12 protein-coding genes are annotated in these 18,889 nt (G+C 35.3%); 4 read left to right on the top strand and 8 right to left on the bottom strand.

The genetic code is table 11. From position 1 onward, the window contains the following. Positions 1–541: 541 nt before the first annotated feature. The 6 genes from queC to AC3DU7_RS06295 all read right to left on the bottom strand — a co-directional run bounded on the left by queC (position 542) and on the right by AC3DU7_RS06295 (position 5,773). Positions 542–1,213 (bottom strand): 7-cyano-7-deazaguanine synthase QueC, encoded by a 672-nt coding sequence (gene queC / locus AC3DU7_RS06320; RefSeq protein WP_488038504.1) that lies wholly within the window; start codon positions 1,211–1,213, stop codon positions 542–544. Positions 1,214–1,447: 234 nt separating this feature from the next. Further along, positions 1,448–2,002, bottom strand: coding sequence for a DUF2808 domain-containing protein (locus AC3DU7_RS06315; protein ID WP_488038503.1), 555 nt, complete (start codon positions 2,000–2,002; stop codon positions 1,448–1,450). Between the two features lie 320 nt (positions 2,003–2,322). Then, positions 2,323–2,901 carry a 5-formyltetrahydrofolate cyclo-ligase gene (locus AC3DU7_RS06310; protein WP_488038502.1) on the bottom strand — a complete coding sequence of 193 codons (579 nt, stop codon included), beginning with the start codon at positions 2,899–2,901 and terminating at the stop codon, positions 2,323–2,325. 173 nt (positions 2,902–3,074) lie between these two features. After that, the gene (locus AC3DU7_RS06305; protein WP_488038501.1) at positions 3,075–3,722 is read right to left on the bottom strand and encodes a tellurite resistance TerB family protein; all 648 of its coding nucleotides are present in this window, start codon (positions 3,720–3,722) and stop codon (positions 3,075–3,077) included. A gap of 346 nt (positions 3,723–4,068) precedes the next feature. After that, entirely contained in the window at positions 4,069–5,250 is a 1,182-nt protein-coding gene (locus AC3DU7_RS06300; protein ID WP_488038505.1) for an aldo/keto reductase, read from the bottom strand. A 22-nt stretch (positions 5,251–5,272) separates the two neighbouring features. Continuing rightward, positions 5,273–5,773, bottom strand: coding sequence for an AP2 domain-containing protein (locus AC3DU7_RS06295; protein ID WP_488038500.1), 501 nt, complete (start codon positions 5,771–5,773; stop codon positions 5,273–5,275). Positions 5,774–8,297: 2,524 nt separating this feature from the next. Here AC3DU7_RS06295 and AC3DU7_RS06290 point away from each other — a divergent pair. Then, the gene (locus AC3DU7_RS06290; RefSeq protein ID WP_488038499.1) at positions 8,298–8,732 is read left to right on the top strand and encodes a hypothetical protein; all 435 of its coding nucleotides are present in this window, start codon (positions 8,298–8,300) and stop codon (positions 8,730–8,732) included. Positions 8,733–9,454: 722 nt separating this feature from the next. On the opposite strand, the gene AC3DU7_RS06285 is transcribed toward AC3DU7_RS06290, so the two are convergent. Further along, positions 9,455–10,852 carry a TldD/PmbA family protein gene (locus AC3DU7_RS06285; protein WP_488038498.1) on the bottom strand — a complete coding sequence of 466 codons (1,398 nt, stop codon included), beginning with the start codon at positions 10,850–10,852 and terminating at the stop codon, positions 9,455–9,457. Positions 10,853–11,276: 424 nt separating this feature from the next. On the opposite strand from AC3DU7_RS06285, the gene AC3DU7_RS06280 reads away from it, so the two are divergent. From AC3DU7_RS06280 to AC3DU7_RS06270, 3 genes are all read left to right on the top strand, one after another. Next, positions 11,277–12,041 (top strand): DUF1361 domain-containing protein, encoded by a 765-nt coding sequence (locus AC3DU7_RS06280; protein WP_488038497.1) that lies wholly within the window; start codon positions 11,277–11,279, stop codon positions 12,039–12,041. 101 nt (positions 12,042–12,142) lie between these two features. Then, complete coding sequence (locus AC3DU7_RS06275) at positions 12,143–13,390, top strand: RNA-guided endonuclease InsQ/TnpB family protein (protein ID WP_488038496.1); 1,248 nt, start codon at positions 12,143–12,145, stop codon at positions 13,388–13,390. Between the two features lie 833 nt (positions 13,391–14,223). After that, on the top strand, positions 14,224–16,209 hold the full coding sequence (locus AC3DU7_RS06270; RefSeq protein ID WP_488038495.1) for an ABC transporter ATP-binding protein/permease: 1,986 nt from the start codon (positions 14,224–14,226) through the stop codon (positions 16,207–16,209). Positions 16,210–17,441: 1,232 nt separating this feature from the next. Here the strand turns inward: AC3DU7_RS06270 and trxB are convergent. Continuing rightward, a complete protein-coding gene (trxB, locus tag AC3DU7_RS06265) occupies positions 17,442–18,791 on the bottom strand; it encodes a thioredoxin-disulfide reductase (protein ID WP_488038494.1) in 1,350 nt (449 codons plus the stop codon). Positions 18,792–18,889: the final 98 nt, after the last annotated feature.

Raw genomic sequence — 18,889 nt, 5'->3', positions numbered from 1 at the left:
AGTAGGGGAGTAGGGTGATAATTTTTTTGCCCAACTATGCGCCAGAAATGCGCTCCATGCATGAGCATGAATAGCTGAAAACCAGGCACTTTTTCAAGACCTGAAAAGGCTAAAACCAATATCAGTCAAGGCTTTAAGATTTTATCAGCAAGCCCTAAGTAGGGTCTGCTGAAAAAGTCTTTTTTAAGGAGTAGGGGAGGGGGGGAGTAGGGAGTAGGGGAGTAGGGTGATAATTTTTTTGCCCAACTATGCGCCAGAAATGCGCTCCATGCATGAGCATGAATAGCTGAAAACCAGGCACTTTTTCAAGACCTGAAAAGGCTAAAACCAATATCAGTCAAGGCTTTAAGATTTTATCAGCAAGCCCTAAGTAAAAATTTCTATTGCGATATTCGCAACAAAACTACCAACTCCCTGAAGCAGAAACTATAGCGCTACATTTAGGAAGTAGAAAAAAAGCTGATTAGATATAGATAATCAGCAATTAGCCATTCCGGCAATTTGTAAACATAACAGCGCGTACTGCTATGAACAAAGATTTTTAATCAGACAATGGATCTTTTAATCCCAACTCCTGGAAAGCAGCTAACCGCAACTGACAAGAATCACATATACCACAAGGTTTTTCTTCACCTGCATAACATGACCAAGTTTTTTCCCAAGGTACTCCTAAATTATTCCCTAATTGGATAATCTCGGTCTTTTTCATATCAATAAGTGGGGAAACAATAGCGATCGCCTCTCCCTCTCTCCCTTGTCTAGTTCCCAGACGAAAAACTTCTTGCATTGCCTGAATATAGTCTGGGCGACAGTCAGGATAACCCGAATAGTCTAAAGCATTTACTCCAATATAGACACGACCTGCATTGACAACTTCAGCATAAGCGAGGGCAAAACTCAGAAAAATAGTATTACGCGCTGGAACATAAGTAATAGGAATGTTTTGCGACATTTCCTCAACAGAGCGATCGCTTGGTAAATCAATTTGACGATCGGTTAATGCCGATCCTCCCCATAGTCTGAGGTCAAAACTAACAACATGATGTTCTACTACACCCACACTTTCAGCAATTTTTTTGGCTGAGTCTAACTCTCGACGATGCCGTTGTTGGTAGTCAAAGGAAATAGCATAACATTCACAACCATCTGCCTTTGCTTGGTACAAAACTGTTGAGGAATCTAATCCTCCTGACAATAAAATAACTGCTTTCACTATTCTTCTATATTTTTTGATAATGTCTTTTAACTAGGTATCAGCTTTTCCGTTCCGGAATGCTCCGCAAACAGCATTTAGCTGTCAGCTAAAAATTCAAGGGTTTAAGTACCCCACTATATTTGAAAAATTAGTTATGCATATTAATGGGGGTTTTTAGACGCGGAGCGACTTCTCTTGATTATCCCCCATTATAAACCTTGAGAAGCTGATAGCTGATAGCTGAGTGCTACTTCAATCATAACTATTGGAGCTATCGTAAAAATGAAGTCTACCATAGCCAAGAAAATGACCAGATGATTTTTCTCCCATAGGAAAAGCTGTAACCCCAAATAAATATATACCGCCATACTTAGGAGTCCGCACTGGACGCAAACCGATAGTAAAAGTTTTGCCTGGGGGTACTGGAGGGTCAAAGGTTACTGACACAGTATTAGTTTCCCGATCGACTGCTACTTCTTCAACTACCAGTTGCTGTCCTTTTTTGTGATGAGTTCCTTCAAAGGCAATAGTTTTCTTTGGGTTATATCGGATATTACCAGCTCCTTCAGTTTTGGTAATTTTTACTCCTTCTAGTGGCACTCCAGCATCAGGCAATAAACTCAGAGTAAAGTAATAGGTTGCACTCCAAACATAGGTTTCACTGCGGGTAGTGACTGCCTTAACTAAGCGAGGTGGTTGAGCAAAATGAACTGTACCATCTTTTGTCTGAATTGCTAAAGTAGGAGTTACCAAGAAGTAACAAACAACAAAGAAGAAGGAGAAAATTTTCAATTTAGGAACTAACATATAGTCATTGAGCAAATAAGTTAATTATGACACTACTTGGACTTATCTAGAACTCCGCTCCGCTTACACGTTAACGTTTGCGGTAGCATTCCGTCAGGAAAGTTGTGCGCCAGCAAACAAAAACTTTGTTCTTCTTCTCTTCCTTATTTTTTTCCTCTTAACTCCTGACTCCTCCATAGAGATGTCTATTGCCTGTTATACATTATCTGTTTTACCAAAAAATGAGGTCCAAAGCCTCCCCTTTTAAGGGGATGAAAAAATATTCAATTCAGTATTTAAAGCCTCCAGCTTTAGTCGAAGGTACTGATAACTGATAACTGTTAACTGATAACTGAAATAACACCATTTTCTGTACAAACGCCAGTTAGAGGTCTATCCCAAGGATCTATAGGTAACTGTTGTAAGTAAGCAAATTCAAACACAATTCCAATAGTAGGTTTTGATGCCCATTCTTCAGCACTTAACATCCGGTCATAAAAACCAGCACCATAGCCTAAACGATAACCATTTAGGTCACAAGCAACAGCAGGAATTAAAATTAAATCTACTTCTGATGAATGTAATAATGGTGCGTTTGATTCTGGTTCTAAAATACCATAATTGCCTTTTTGTAAAGAATTTCCTGGTTGCCAAATATGCCAAAATAAACTTTTTTTTACACACCTTGGAAATCCCCAATTTTTAATAGAAACTATTGGGTTTTCTCTATTATTTGTAAATAATAAACTAAGGTCTACTTCTTGACGGAAACTAAAGTAAGCTAAAACAGTTTGAGATTTTTGAAATAGGGAGAAATTTTGTAAGTGGTGGCAAAGGCGATCGCTTTTTTCCCTCCATTCAGTTTCTGACATAGACTGACGTTTTTTCAGTAGGGAGCTTCTTAATTCTTTTTTGAGCATTAATTTAGTAATATTAAATTTAAAATCTTCAAGTGGATAAATATTAATTAGGACTTACGGAATGTTATTGGTAGTAGACTAACACAGCTAAAACTGTGCAATAGATTTTTATTTCGAGGGTCTTTATCTCCCCTGCTCCCCTACTCCCCTACGCCCTACTCCCTACTCCCTATTTAGAGCATCCAAGGCGGAGCTGGTTCCAATTCCATTTCTACTTGAGCCTCATCTCGAGTTTCATCAATATTAAGTATGACTAACTCGTTATCTGGGGTACGGATCTTTATATTTAGCGACTTTAAACCTATGGTTGAATTAATATAGCCTTCGTATTTAGACCCTATAGGTAATTGTGATAAAATTTCGTCAATTTTTTCTATTAATTTTTCAGAATTACGATAGTACTTTGTTGCATCTGCAACTATTTTATTCACTTTTTCTTGACTAATTTTTAGAGTATTGGCTAACTCGATCACAAAACTATTTTCTTCTTCTGTTACTTTATCATCTGCTATTGCAATTTTTACTGCTAAATCAAAAGCATTTTCTATTTCTTTTTCATTTTTAAGTGCTTGTTTGGCAGCAGAAAATAATGCTTCGTTTTTTTCTGTGCTAATAATTTTTAAAACTTTTTCTCTAGCTGCATCAACTTCTTTAGCATTGAATCCTTTTCTGAGTAAAAAACCCTCTAAAATTTCTACTTCATTCATATCAATATCACCATCAACTGCCATTACCATTAAACCAATAGCAAAGATGGCTTCATTAGAGGTTAATTCCTCTGAACATTTTACTTGACTGTTAAAAATATGTTCATACGACATAGATTTTTTTGAGAATATCAAATTTTAATTATACATGGATATATTCAACAATTAATAATTAATAATTAATAATTAATAATTAGGGTTTTCTGATTAAATCTCAAATAATTACCAGATAAAGGTTTTAGGCTTTTTAGGTATTGAAAAAGTACGTGGTTTTCAGCTCTTCATGCTCATGCATGGAGCGCATCTTTAGCGAATAGTTGGGCAAAACAATTCTTCCCTACTCCCCTACTACTTAAAAAAGACTTTTTCAGCAAACCCTAATCACCTCTCCTTGAAAAGAAGAGGATCTACTTAAAGGAAAATTTTTTCTTCACAACCTGAATAGACTGCTATAAATAGACTAACTCTTAGATAAACGTTCCACTGGCTTTCCTCCTAATAGTTTATGAGCATCTTGAAGAATATCTGGAATTTTTTCGGCATGGGGACTATTAGCAAGACATTTACTCAGGTCATATTTTTCTGATTCTTCAGCATTTGCACCAGGAAACCAATGGCTGCCATTACCCAATAAGTTATAGCGCATTTTACTGTATTCGACCATATCGTAGGCGATCGCTAGATTTCTTAACCATAAAATCACAGGAATATTTATATTTCCAGGAGTCTCTTCTACAGAGGGCAAACCAATGTCCCAGGTTTTGAACCAATTTTCTCCTAGTTTAGCGGTTGCTTCTTGCTCTAGTCTTGCTAATATTGATGGTAATATTTCATCAGCTCTATCTAACAATTCGATTGTTTTGAGATGTTCGTCAAAATCTGTTGGTTGTGATGCACCTAAACTCAATGTATGCACTTGAGGATGACTCAAACAAAATAGATCGTTAAATACCATCGGGCTGAGTGGATAGCATAAATCGACTAGTTTCTGTGGTGGTTGATACAGTTTACCTCCTTTATCAGAGGGGCTAATAATAAATACTCCCATATCAAAACGATTAGCCGCCTCTATTGCTGGCCAATTATTTTGATTAATGTAGTACCAGTGTAAGTTAACATAATCAAATTGATTTGTTTCTATAGTTTTAACTATGACATCAGTAGGCCCGTGAGTAGAAAAACCAATAAATCTGACTTGGCCTTGTATGTGGAATTTTCTTGCCACATCCAGACAACCTCCTGGCCTAATTGAGTGATGGAGTATTTCTAATGTGTTAATTCCGTGTATGCCCAGCAAATCAATATATTCTAGTTGCAAAAATTCGAGGGACTGCTGTAACTTACTTTGGAATTCTTGAGGATCGGCGCTTGGGCTAACTTTTGTCTGGACAATCAGTTTTTCCCTTGGTAACTTGGATAAAATTTCTCCAAGCTGCATCTCAGATGTACCATAACCACGAGCAGTTTCTATGTGGTTAATGCCGCATTCTAGGGAGCAACGAATTGTATTTTCTAGGTTTTGTTGATTATTTGGTGGGATTTGATTTTTGGGAACATCTTGCCATTTATATTGATACCTCATTCCACCACAGGAAAATACTGGCATTGGTAATTCTGTTCGCCCGAAGCGTCGATACTGCATCATATCAATAATCTTTCTGAACTTACATTAGGGGATCTTCTACTACTTCTACATTATTCATGGTAAAATTTGTTCTTGCTAAGGAACCGTAATATTTTCTTGCTGCTTCGTCATAAGCAACGGCAGCATCTTTTTCTACATCAAAGCGGCCTAAGCGTATTTGTTTTTTGTATACTTTGATTTCAGCAATCCATTTTCGTTTGTCCTTACACCAGTAGACTCCCCGATATTTAGATGAGTGTTTGACGCTTGGTCTCCTGTGCATTCGCGCACTTCCTTTGACTAGCCGTAAGTTCTCTCGTCGATTATCTAGCTTGTTGTGGTTATTATGATAGACGGATACACCTATAGGAGCATCCATAATCACTCTGTGCATATAAACGGTGGTTCTTTTGCCATCTTTCTTAATTGTTCTGGCAGCAAACCCATCTATCAAATACCATTTATGTTTTGATAATTCCTCGTAGTCTTCTTCATCAACTATTACTACCTGCCCTCTGGTAATCAAGATTTCTTTTGACATTTTTTTGGCCTTCTTATTACTTCAATTTAAAGTTATAATTCTCCCTTGTTTTTTTATATTTAAGAGAGTAGGATACAAAACATTTGAGGCCAGTACATAGTATGTTTTTTGAGAACATTTTATTTGACTTTTTGTCTTTCTAGCTAGAGCTAGATTTTTTTGTCTGACTGCACCCCATTTGTTGTTAATAAATCAATTTTTGTTGATTTATTTTTTTATTGTCCATTGATATAAGTCAATAAGTTAAGTTATGACTTTTATGGTGAATTTTTTTGTCTACTGAATCTTGGCTGTATCGATCCTTTAGTAGGTACAGTTTGATTTTCTTTATTCATCACCCCCCGAATTATATCTCCTTTTAATCTGTACTATAATTTTGTGCTACTAATCAAGACTTCATCTATAAATTAATGATAATCCCACCTTAATTTTTTTGCCACTTTCTAGATATAAATTAAGTAAATTAGCGGACTCATAGAATTATATTTCATGAAAGTAGAAATATCATAACTTCTGTCAATAGTCCTCATAGCCTTTCTAGATTGATGTCAAATCAATAGAAGTTTACAGTTGGGTACTGTCCATCAGGATATATAAATTATTTTTCATATACCATAGCACAGATTAAGAAGGATGAAACATAGTTAAACCTATGACTTTATGGTTAACTAAAGCATCTATAACCCCTTTTTTCTCAAGTTTTTGACCTTCAAATACACTTATTTTTTTTTGAAAAATAAAAAAATATGAATTTTGAAATGTCTGAGATTAAGTACTGTTACTCAAAATAAATGTTAACTTCATACTCAATTTCCTGAAAATTATTTAGTTTAATATGTACTGTAGGTTGAGTAATAAATAATCTCATAGTTATATTTTGTTATTGTTTGATATGTCATAATTTATTTGAAATAGCAGTCAGTGGTCAGCTATCAGCTTCTCATAGTGCAATGGGGGCCTGAACGCCCATAAAATGCTTACCACGCACTTTTTCAAATAAGCGTGGGGGGCTTAAACCCTTGAATTTTTAGCTGATAGCTAAATGCTGTTTGCGTTTGCGTAGCATCCCGTAGGGAAGCATTTCGTAAGGAAAAGCTAATAGCTAGTTAATATTTTTGGTAAGCATTTCCTGCGAAATGTGGAGCTTACCAGCCGTCAGTTCGCTTCATAAGGTCGCAACTGCGGACTTCAGCTATTAGCTTGTTTATCTCCGGGAAGTTAAGTTAAAATACTAAAATTCTTACTTACAGCACTTTGCGCGGATAGTGAGGTACAGTTTGAAAATTAATCTTTTTTTCCCTACTGCCTACTCCCTACTGCCTACTCCCTAAAGTCCTAAAATTTTGTACCTCATCAACTCCAAAACTGCTGTAAGTATGCTTGAAATAGCACTCAGCATTAGGACTTTTTTTGACTTTGAGGAGGAGATGAGCAACTTCTCCCAGACTGGCAGGTGCTTGGGGTTGCCGGGGTATAAAGCAAAGGTCAAAAAGCAAAAAGCTCAAATGCTGAAGCGCTGATAGCTAGTTAAAGCAACAATAAAAGCCTTAACTATCGATAATAAATCTGTTTAATTCCTTCACAAAAAAAGCTGATTTCTGAGTACTAATAGCTGTTTACGTAGCATTCCGCATGAAATGCTTACTATATTTGTTTGACAAGATGATATTGTAATCAATATTGATGAGTTGATGAAAAAAGAAAATAGTGAAAAATACGCAAATTTAGCAGTTATTATAATTGAATAAAAAATAAACTTGATTAACTCTATCAAAAATACATAATAACAGTAAAATACAGCAAATTTGTCACATAATCTTGATTTTTATACCTACATATATATTTATATTTTTGTGTTACTGAAAAATTGTGGTTTAAAGCCTCTCCTTTTAAGGGGATAGTAAATAAAAATTTTCATGATTAGTCAATCCTCTTATTTTCAAGGAGAGGTAATTATAAATTATTGAATCAATAATGTTAGATGTTTATTCCTGTTAAATTTGTTATCTAGTAAGTAAAATAAATAGGCCTTGCTGATTAAAGATCGTGTGCATTGACTGATATTTGTTTTAGGCAATTTATGTCTGGAAAAAGTATGAGTTTTTTAGCAAGGGATTATTAAAAAAGTGAGGATTTTTGGGTCGCACGCAGCCGAAAAATCACTCTGACTATTGTGTTGGTCACTGACTCTGTGATTCCCTTTATTCTAGGTTCTAACTACTCCCTAACCCAGCAAAAAGACTTTATGAGCGCAAACCCTAAATAATGAGCCAAGCTAGGTAAAATTTAGAGATAATTTTTTTGTAGCTGTGGTAGCTGCTAAAATGTATTAGATAATAAGAATTAGCATTGCTGAATTTGAAAGTAGGTTTATAGGGAACAGGGAAAAGGGAACAGTTAATATTAACAACGTAGTTCAAACCATCCAAAATACAAAATCAAAAATATAAAATTATCAAATCATACCCAGAATCAGCAACGCCTAAGAATTAAAGTTATTAATTTAAAAATAATTTAAAGTTATATGGAAAAGCAGAGTACAAATAAATATTCTCAAAAACAAGAACTATCAAAACCCATAGGACAGTTATTACAACAAGCTGGTTTAATCACAGGAAATCAAGTAGAAGAAATTTTGCAATATCAACGTAGTAATTGTCATTTACGATTTGGAGAAATTGCTGCCATGTGGAGAATAACTAATCAAGAAACTATAGATTTCTTTGTAGACATCTTTCCTAAACTAATGAAGGATAATCAGAAAAAAACAGTTGATGAGTATGTAAAATCAGCAAAATTATTGAACGACCTACAAATATATTCTATCTTGGTAGAGCAGAGTCAAACAAATTTACGTTTTGGAGAAGTTGCGGTGCAGAAAGGATGGCTGAGGCAAGAAACAATTGATTTTATATTGCGCTACATTAAAGGTGAATTTACTTCTGTTGTAGAAAGCTAATACCAATTTTATGTGAGGCTGCACAGAATTAGGTTTTAAGTCATAAGTCGTAGGTCATAACTTTTGGGTATTATAGCAATTTTATCTGATACCAGTTCACTTAAAAAATGTCACAAATCGTCGGTAACCCAAATTCCGCACTTCAATTTGTAACATAAAAATTAGTATAAAATCCGTAGATTGCTTAAGTATTTGTACAGTATAAGTACTTATACTGTATAATTTATCTTCACTTACCTTGATCGGGAGTTAAATTCTCAGTGAAATGTTAAGCATAAATACTTATAGAATAGGGTTTGCTGATTAAATATCAAAGTCTTTACTGATATTGGTTTTAGCCTTTTTAGATCAGAAATACCTGATTTTCGCCTTATAAAGCTCAAAAGTGAGTATTCTGGCGTATAGTTGGGCAGAGTTGGCAAGGGATAATTTTTCTGACTACCTCCTCTACAACTCCCTCCAACTCTTGATTCTTAGCTACTCCCTACTCCCTACTCCCTACTCCCTGCCGAGCGCAAAAAGACTTTTTGAGCAAACCCTAGAATAGTTAACTTCTATTAACCACCATAATTTTCTTCTAACTTTTGACTTTTATGCTACGTTTTGTGGTGCGAAATGTAGGTTGGTAACTGATAAAGTCAAACAAGAAGCTAAAATTACTGTAGAGTAGAGGTTTTAATAACCTAAAATATAACTTTTGACTTCTGATTTTTGACTTCTGACTAATGTCCTCCAACTACTACATTTTTAATCATCAAGTGAGGACTGCCAATACTTACAGGCAAAGGTGCTTGACCTGCCTTACCACAACTACCACTACTGTAAGTAAAATCATTACCGATCGCTTCAATATCTTTGAGAGTTTGAAATACATTCCCTGTCAAAGTAACATTACTGACAGCTTCAGCAATCTTTCCATTACGAATCATATAACCTTCTGCTGCAGTAAATGTAAACATTTCTCCATTAGTCTGGCCACCTAGACTGCCTATGGCATAAACCCCTCGATCGATATCTTTAATCATTTCCTCAACAGAGCGATCGCCTGCTTCAATAGCTGTATTGGTCATTCTGACAATAGGTGGATACATTGCATTTATAGCTCTAGCATTTCCTGTAGGTGTTTCTCTCATTTTTCCAGAAGTTTCTCGATTATGCAGATGAGTTGTTAATACTCCATTTTTAATTAAATATTTACGTTGTCCAGGAACACCTTCATCATCATATTTGATAGAACCACTTAAACCATCAATAGTGGCATCATCTACTACATTCAACTTTTCTGTACCTATTGGTTTACCTAACTTCAGTAGCTCTTCCATCTGGGGGTTCTCATAAATAGAGTCTGCTTCAGAAAGATGGCCAAAAGCTTCGTGAATAAATACACCTGCCAGATGAGGATCTAACAATACAGTATATTGTCCACCTTTAACGGGTTTTGCTTCTAGTTGACGGATGGCCTGTTCTGCTGCTCTGATAACTTGTTTGTCAATGTCGCAGAGAGTGTTATAATTTGTACTAGAACTGATAGTATTGATGCCCTGTTTAACTATACTGCCTACTCCACGAGTAATGGCTCTAAATTTGCCATTGATATCTAGGCGTTCCTGTGCTATGCAACTGCCAATAGAATTCACAAAATAAGTAATGACAAAGCGATCGCTATAACTAACATTTGTGGCTTGAATTTGAGGATTGAAATCTAGCAATAACTGATTGTAGGTTTCAATTAATCGTCGTTTTTCTGATAAAGATATGTCACGGGGGTCGCGACCAAATTTGACTGCTACGTAATCTTGAATAGCTTCAATGGGAGATAATTGAGTAGTTTTTTTTCCTACTAAATAGGCGTGAGAAATTGCTTCTTCGATTCTATTTGATAGTTCTGAAATATTGTTGAAAGTAATGAAACTCCAGCCTCCTTTGTAGCAAGCGCGAATACTTCCGGTAAGAGAAAAATGAGTATTAATTGTATTTAATTGTAGCCCATAAAATGAAATAGCAGTTGATTCACTTTGTTCTAAGCGAATTTCTAGATAATCGACATGATTACGGTAATTATAAATTTTATTTTGTAATTGCTCTAGAAGAGAATTATTTTTTTTGATTTTTGTACTCATTATCTATGTTTTATACCGATATTAGTTGTTCTTGAATAAAATAATTTTTATGAAAATTTTTAGTTATTATTAACTTGATTACTGGACAATGTTACCGAATAATTAAGGTTTAAAGCCTCTCCTTTAAACGAGAAACAAGCGGTCAAGGGATGGCGAGGTCTCCTCACCATATCAATGAGACCAAGAGAAGAAAAAATTTTCCTTTTATTAAATCCTCTTCCTTTTAGGGAGAAGTAATTATCCATTATCCATTATCAATTATCCATTATTGAATGCCAGTTTCTAGTGGATATATTAGCGATAATTTATAATAATAAGTATTGGTATGGAATATCAGTGGAACCTAATTGGAGAATACCTGAAAATCTTAATTTCATCTTAGTTAGGATTGTAGAAACTTATATATAAATTTATTTAGTTATAAATGAAAGCTGAAATAATCTATGTAATAAATACCGCCTGGCAATTTATACAAGGTAATAGCAGATTCATGTCTTGGAATCTATTTTTAGCTTTATTTTCTTTGGCCATGAGTTTTTGGTTGTTTTCCAAACCTCGCTCCATTTTTATACTATGGGGAGTTTTGTTACTACTGGGCGCTAGTTTATTGCCAAATATAAACAGAGTTGTGGCCTATGGTAATAAATTGAATATTGAGGTGGCGATCACTATTACTTTAGTATTAATAATTTTAGGTATGTGTCTATTTCATAGTCCCCATAATTTTTCTTTACTGTGGTGCTTTGGTTGTTTAATTTTTATAGCTTTTTTACCTAATGCTCCTTATGTATTAACAGATATTATTCATCTTTATCAAGATATTCGTCAAAGTAATTCTGTATGGGTTTTGACTTTAGTAGTAGTTCCCCAATATTTGTTATTTATGTTTATTGGGTTTGAAGCTTATGTTCTTTCTTTAATTAATTTGGGCTACTATTTACAGCGGCAAGGTTGGAGTAATTTTATTCTGGGAATAGAGTTGATTATTCATTGTCTTTCTGCTATTGGTATTTATCTGGGAAGGTTCAAACGTTTTAATAGCTGGGATATAGTTACTAATCCTGATACTTTGGTAAAAAGTGTCTATAACGATATGTTTGATAGAGGTCCTATTTTAGCTACATCGCCGATTCATCTCACGCCAATTTCTCAAATATGGCGTGAGATGAATCGGCGGCAAATTGAATAGGTTCGATGCCCATTCAATTTTCCAACATCCCAGCAGAAGCTTTCGCCCTAGTTGAAAAACTTGTATTATCATGTTGCCTATAACCCCGGAAATTTTCCACCATGCGCACTGCCTACCAATATAAATTAAGGCCAAACAAAGAACAAATAGACACCATAGAATTGTGGCTGGAATTGTTGCGTTGGCAGTACAATTATCGGTTAGGCGAGCGGTTCTCATGGTGGTCAGAAAACCGTTGTCCAGTTAACGCTTGCCCCTTAGTCATGCCAATTCCTCAACTCAGAGATAATCCAAATTATTACTCTCAAAAACGAGATTTGGTCAATACCAAAGACAAGTTTCCGGAATACAAGCTAATTCACTCTCAGGTCCTGCAGGATTGCATAAAACGGGTAAAACTTGCCTTTGATAGATGGTTTAAAGCAGACAAAAATGGACAGAAATTAGGAAAGCCAAGGTTCAAAGGAAAAGGAGGTTATCGTAGTTTTACTTATACTCAAATTAAACTTAACTGCATTGAAGGAAATCAAATTAATTTGCCCAAAATAGGCAATATAAAGTTGATTAAACATCGACCGTTACCTGATAGTTTTCAAATTAAAACAGTGACAATTAGTCGTAAAGCGGATGGTTATTATATTACTTTATCCCTAGAAGACAAATCAGTACCAGCTTTAACAACTGAAGTTGAACCTACATTAAAAAACACTCTGGGAATCGATATGGGGCTAAAGGAATTCTTAGTAACAAGTGAAGGAGAGTCTATCCCCATCCCTCAATACTATCGCTCATCTCAGCAGCGATTAAAAACTCTACAAAAACGTTTATCTCGTAAAAAGAAAGGTAGTAAAAGATGGTTAAAAGCTGTTAAAGCTGTTGCTAAACAACATAAAAAGGTCGCCGATAAACGTAAAGATTTCCACTTTAAAACAGCCAATGAATTGTTATCAAAAGCGGATGTTATTGCCCATGAAAACTTAAATATTAAAGGACTAGCAAAAACCCGATTAAGTAAATCAATTAATGATGCTGGATGGGGACAATTTCTAACTATTTTAACTGTCAAAGCCGTTAGCGCAGCTCCTCCGCAGGAGGCAAATACTGGACAGAAAACTATAGGAGTGAATCCTCAAAATACCAGCCAAGATTGCTCGAATTGCGGTGGAAAAGTCCCCAAGGAATTAAACATACGAACTCATTCTTGTCCGCATTGCGGTGTTGTCATAGACCGCGACTGGAATGCAGCAATAAATATCAAAAATAGGGCGGTAGGGCATTCCGTCCTTAAAGCTCGTGGAGTCCGACGGGGTACCGGGACTGGGAAACGAGAAGCCCACGCCATACCTTAAGGTTGGCGTGGGAGTATGTCACTCAGGTATTTCAGTCTTTAAATTAACTAGCTATTTCTAGAGAAAATTCAAAGAAGGTTATTTCAGTTATCCTCCTCCGGAGTAACTGCGTTAATAGTTATCAGTTGTCAATGTAGAAGAATATTTAAACCTTTTTCTATTAATTTTTTTATGGAACCTATTTGAGTTTTATACAATTATAATAGTTAAGTCTTTTAGCAACTCAATTTTGAGGAAAAATCAGCTATAAGGAGTTTTGAATTTTTTGTATTATTTCTCTCTACATCTTCCCTCCTATCTCCTGTCTCTTTGCTAAAAAAATTTAATATTTATTAAGATACCAAGTGGGTTCTATAGAGAGGAAGTTCAACCAAAAATCTAAGGAATAAATATCTAGTGTCGCTACGCGGAAGTTAAAAGTCATACTATTTCACTTTAAGGATGTCATAAATAGTTTCAAAGTCATAATGTCAAATCCGTTGAAACTATTGAAACATCAAAATTTTCTGCCTATTAAATCTTACTTTTAACATCTGACAGTCAAAAGTATTAATTTGTAATTAGTTTGATAATTTTGTAACTGGTTATTTATTTTTGCCATCCTGCACAAGGCAAGTCTAAATTTTATGTTGGTTTTTATTTCTTCCCTATATTGAAGCAAGTTAAAAAGATTTATCAGGTTTTAAGTAAATATCAGTAGCTTGAATTAGCTATAGATGGACATAGTTAAAATCCTCAATCGCCATGTTTTTTTATATGCATAATTACCGTATATTTACAGATGAAAAATCATAGGTTATGATTAATATTAGTTAACTTTTAGAAAATCAAGAATGAATAAATTTAACAGTAAACTTTGGAATAGTTTTTTGCAGATTGCTCAACCATATTTTTACCCACTAGAACCTGGAGGAAGCAAAGTATTTTTAGGGTTATTATTTCTGCTTTTGATATTTTTATTTGCTGCTGTTTTCTTAGTTGTTAGTTTAATTTGCATAGTTAGTGAAGCTATATTTGGCGAGTCATTTAATAATATTGCTCCTGGTTTAGTCGATACAATTCAAAATATTATTAATTCACACTGGATATTTGTTATTGCTTTAATGATTGTAGTTCCTGCCATTGGTTTTTGGTACTATAAAAGACAACTTATCCCACGTTGGCAACCTTGGGCATTATTAAGTTTGTTATTATTATTATCTCTATCAGTTAGTGGGTTAAATGTAATTATTAGCTATGTAGGTAACTTTTTTACAACTGCATTATCTGAAAAAGACCAGCCTACATTTTGGCGGTTCTTATATGTTTATGCTGGGGTTTTTATTGTTGGTACTCCGATAGTTGTTATTTACGCATATACAAGACAAAAACTAGGACTCTACTGGCGAGAGTGGATGACAAATAAGTTTCTAGATGACTACTTAAAAAATAGGTCATATTATGAAATAGACTCAAAAGGCACAATCGATAATCCAGACCAAAGAATTGCAGAGGATATTAAATCTTTCACTAACCAAAGTTTATTTTTTCTCCTCACAATTCTCAACTCAATAATTGACGTTATTTCCTTCACAGGAATTCTATGGTCAATATCAATACCATTGTCAATTTTTCTCATTATTTATGCTGTAGCAGGAACATTAGTAGCAGTAATTTTTGGTAGAAAATTGATTCCTTTAAATTTCTACCAATTGAAACGAGAAGCAGACTTTCGTTATGGATTAGTTCATATCCGTGACCATGCCGAATCAATTGCTTTTTACCGAGGAGAAGAGCAAGAGTTATCTCAAATTAGACAAAGATTTACTCAGGTTTTTAATAATTTTAATTTACTGATTGGCTGGCAAAGAAATGTAGATTACTTTACCACAGGTTATCGATATGCAGTAATTATTTTACCCTCTTTAATTATGGCTCCTATTTACTTTGCAGGTGACATTAAATTTGGAGATATTAGTCAAGCAGGTTTTGCTTTTAGTCAGGTTTTAGGAGCTTTTTCTCTAGTAGTTAGTCAAATCGACAACTTAACTAATTTTGCAGCTGGTATTAATCGTTTGGATAAATTTAGAGAAACATTAGAAGAGACAACAAAAGTATCAGAAGAAGGAACTAGGAAAATTGACATCACAGAAAGTTCTAGATTAGCCTTAGAAAATATTACTTTAAATACCCCTTTAAACCACGAAGAAATTAATGAAAGTCAAAAGACTTTGGTAGAAAATTTATCAGTAGCAGTAAATTCAGGTCAAGGATTATTAATTGTTGGAAAAAGTGGAGCAGGTAAAAGTTCTTTATTAAGAGCAATAGCAGGTCTATGGACATCGGGTACAGGTCGTTTAGTACGTCCTAATTTAGAGAAAATGTTATTTCTACCTCAGCGCCCTTATATGATTTTAGGAAGTTTACGAGAACAGTTGTTATACCCTCAAGTTAACCAAGAGTTTAATGAATATGAATTAAGAAAAATTTTGAAGTTGGTTAACTTAGAAGATTTACCAGATAGATTAGATGGTTTTGATGTAGAGTTACCATGGGAAAATGTTTTATCTTTGGGAGAACAACAACGTTTAGCTTTTGCAAGACTATTATTAATTAAGCCTAACTATGCAATTTTAGATGAAGCTACCAGTGCCTTAGACCTACAAAATGAAGCAGAGCTTTATCAAAAATTACAAGCAACTAAAACAACATTTGTGAGCGTAGGACATCGTTTAAGTTTGTTGAAATATCATCAACAAGTTTTAGAATTAACAGGTGATGCCAATTGGCGAGTATTATCAGCAGAAGCTTATCAAGCAGAAGCGAGTTCTTTTAACTAATTAGGGTTTGCTGAAAAAGTCTTTTGGTGGGCGTAGGAGTTAGGAGCCGTGTAAGAATAACCTGAACAGTTTTTTTGATGGAAGCTAGATTTCACAATCTATTTCAGATAAAATTTGTACAACTTATTTTTACAGGGCTACTTAGGAGAAGTGTGAATTATAGAGAAGGTAGGAGGAACAAAATTCTCTCCTGATTTTCTGTCCTTGTCTGCTCAAAATGCTAACATACATGATCTTTTAGGTGGTGATGGTTCAGAATGAGCGTATTTTGGGCAAGATTAGGTGAAGAACAATCTTGGGACGATTCTTCTGACTACCTCTTCTATAATTCCCATTCCTCTTGACTTCTGTCTTCCCCTCCTGGGAGCAGGGCTGTTTCATTCTTGCTTAAGGCAGAGGGGGAGCAGGGAGCAGGGGAGAATTTTCCACCCTTTACCCTAGATTTTCCCCAAATTTATCAAAATTGATTTTTCAGAAATTCCGTTGATAAGACCTAGATTCTTTGGGAGCTTTTCCCTACCTCCACCCCGAAAAATCGCCCGTTTTTCGTAACTTTTCCCCAAATTCCGGTAATTATGCCCCCAATTCTCCAAATATCGATTATTTATTTGACTTTGAAACAGCCCTGGCCTCCTGGGATGGGTTAGGGGTGGGTTGACTCCTACCTCTACCAACAGACTTTATTCAGCAAGCCCTAATTATTTAATAGGTTTCAGTTATAGTCATTTTAGTTTAGGTTGAGACGATAATTTCTTGCTGTGAAACGGTTTCAGCCGAAAAAGTGTCTCATTCTTATTTAAAACAACTATATCTATAATTTATAGAAGCCATTTGGAATATTAGCTAATGTTGGGTTTTTAGGCCAATAACTGAGGATATTGATATTTAATTACTATAGATAGATATCTCCAACAATCAAAAATCATGCTCTTTTATTGCACTGTTATTCATCAATTCTTTCCCCCTACAGCAAAGCTGCCTACTCCCTACTCCCTATGCGTGGAGGAGATGCTTATATAGATCCGTTTAGGGGTTCTATAGTTTGATACCAAATTAAAATAAAGCTGCATGGAATAATATCATGTCTGGATAATTAATGATAGAACTGTGTTCCGCTTACGCGACCAAAAAACTTTATCCTTTTCTTGCTTTTTCTTTCTACCCTCTTCCTTCCTGACTCCTGGCTTCTGACTCCTAGTTACCACTAAAATCCTACAGCTGAAATATGATTGCTATATATTATTTTGAATAACTTGCCGATATTCATTCTTACGCTTCACACCTTTCAATTGCTCGACCAAACCCTTATTCTTAAAAAACTGAATTGTTGGTGTAGACATTACCCCTGCATTCTGAGCAATTTCTGGATCTTGCTCAATATCAATCTCTACATAATGAACTTTTCCCTCAAACTCTTGTAAGACCTTCTCCAAAATAGGCTTCAAAGTATGACATGGAGCACAGGTAGGGGCAGAATACTTAACTATAATTAGGCGATCGCTCTGGTGGTAAAGTTTCCGCAAAGCATAACCACCTAAATGGTGAGTAGCATCCCGATCAAAACTCTCAAAAGTATCAACAACTATCTCCTCATCCGACTTCTTAGTTGCTTTTTCCTGAGCAAACTCCTGTACCAAACCTCTTTCTGACAACCATCTCTCTACCAACATTGCCCCTATACAACCACTACCAGCAGCAGTTATTGCCTGACGAAACTCACTATCTTGGACATCACCCACAGCATAAACACCTTCAACGCTAGTTTTAACCATATCTCGAGTAAGCACATAACCCTTCTCATCCAAATCCAACTGTCCTTGAAAAACTTGAGTATTTGGGGTATGACCAATAGCATAAAACAAACCACCCACTGCTAAGTCCTGCTGTATACCAGTTTGATTATTTCTCAGTTTCACACCTTCCAACACACCATTACCATATACATCTATAACTTCACTTTGCCAATGAACAGTAATTTTCGGATTTTCTAACACTCTCTGCTGCATAGTCTTACTCGCCCGCATCTGGTCTCGACGTACCAATAAATGAATATGAGAACCATACTTAGTTAAATAAAGAGACTCCTCCACTGCAGTATCCCCACCTCCAATAACTGCTAATTCCACTCCTTTAAAAGCAGGGTTAGCTCCATCGCAGACAGCACAAGCAGAAATACCACTATTCCAAAATTTTTCTTCACTAGGTAGTTTGAGTTTTTTGGCAGTTGCCCCAGTAGCAATGATGATGCTATAAGTCTTAATTTCTCGTTCTTCTGACTTAATAGTAAATGGGTACTGAGTTAGGTCTACAAAAGTAACATCTTCGGTGTATAGTTCTGTTCCCCAGCGAACTGCTTGATTTTTCATCCGTTCCATTAATTGCGGTCCGGTAATACCTTCGGGAAAGCCAGGAAAGTTCTCTACTTCAGTCGTTGTCATTAGTTGACCGCCTGGTACACCTCCTATTTGATAACCTTCAAAGACTACTGGTTTGAGGTTCGCACGTCCTGCATAGATAGCGGCAGTATAGCCTGCTGGTCCTGAGCCTATAACTACTAAGTTTTCTATTCTTTGTTTTGTCATAATGTAAGGCTTCGCGGTAGATATTGGGTTTCTTGCAGCATGGGTACTGAGTTAGGTCTACAAAGTTGACATTTTCATGTTTATAATTCTGTTCTTCA

The sequence above is a fragment of the Okeania sp. genome (genome assembly GCF_983059655.1).
The sequence above is the reverse complement of the archived record's forward strand: the minus strand, read 5'-3'. Positions and strand labels throughout refer to the sequence as shown.

What these genes read in the sequence shown, in the direction of transcription:
- AC3DU7_RS06315 (WP_488038503.1), bottom strand. Translation starts at nt 2,002, where the DNA reads ATGTTAGTTCCTAAATTGAAAATTTTCTCCTTCTTCTTTGTTGTTTGT.
- AC3DU7_RS06310 (WP_488038502.1), bottom strand. Translation starts at nt 2,901, where the DNA reads ATGCTCAAAAAAGAATTAAGAAGCTCCCTACTGAAAAAACGTCAGTCT.
- AC3DU7_RS06305 (WP_488038501.1), bottom strand. Translation starts at nt 3,722, where the DNA reads ATGTCGTATGAACATATTTTTAACAGTCAAGTAAAATGTTCAGAGGAA.
- AC3DU7_RS06300 (WP_488038505.1), bottom strand. Translation starts at nt 5,250, where the DNA reads ATGCAGTATCGACGCTTCGGGCGAACAGAATTACCAATGCCAGTATTT.
- AC3DU7_RS06295 (WP_488038500.1), bottom strand. Translation starts at nt 5,773, where the DNA reads ATGTCAAAAGAAATCTTGATTACCAGAGGGCAGGTAGTAATAGTTGAT.
- AC3DU7_RS06290 (WP_488038499.1), top strand. Translation starts at nt 8,298, where the DNA reads ATGGAAAAGCAGAGTACAAATAAATATTCTCAAAAACAAGAACTATCA.
- AC3DU7_RS06285 (WP_488038498.1), bottom strand. Translation starts at nt 10,852, where the DNA reads ATGAGTACAAAAATCAAAAAAAATAATTCTCTTCTAGAGCAATTACAA.
- AC3DU7_RS06280 (WP_488038497.1), top strand. Translation starts at nt 11,277, where the DNA reads ATGAAAGCTGAAATAATCTATGTAATAAATACCGCCTGGCAATTTATA.
- AC3DU7_RS06275 (WP_488038496.1), top strand. Translation starts at nt 12,143, where the DNA reads ATGCGCACTGCCTACCAATATAAATTAAGGCCAAACAAAGAACAAATA.
- AC3DU7_RS06270 (WP_488038495.1), top strand. Translation starts at nt 14,224, where the DNA reads ATGAATAAATTTAACAGTAAACTTTGGAATAGTTTTTTGCAGATTGCT.
- trxB (WP_488038494.1), bottom strand. Translation starts at nt 18,791, where the DNA reads ATGACAAAACAAAGAATAGAAAACTTAGTAGTTATAGGCTCAGGACCA.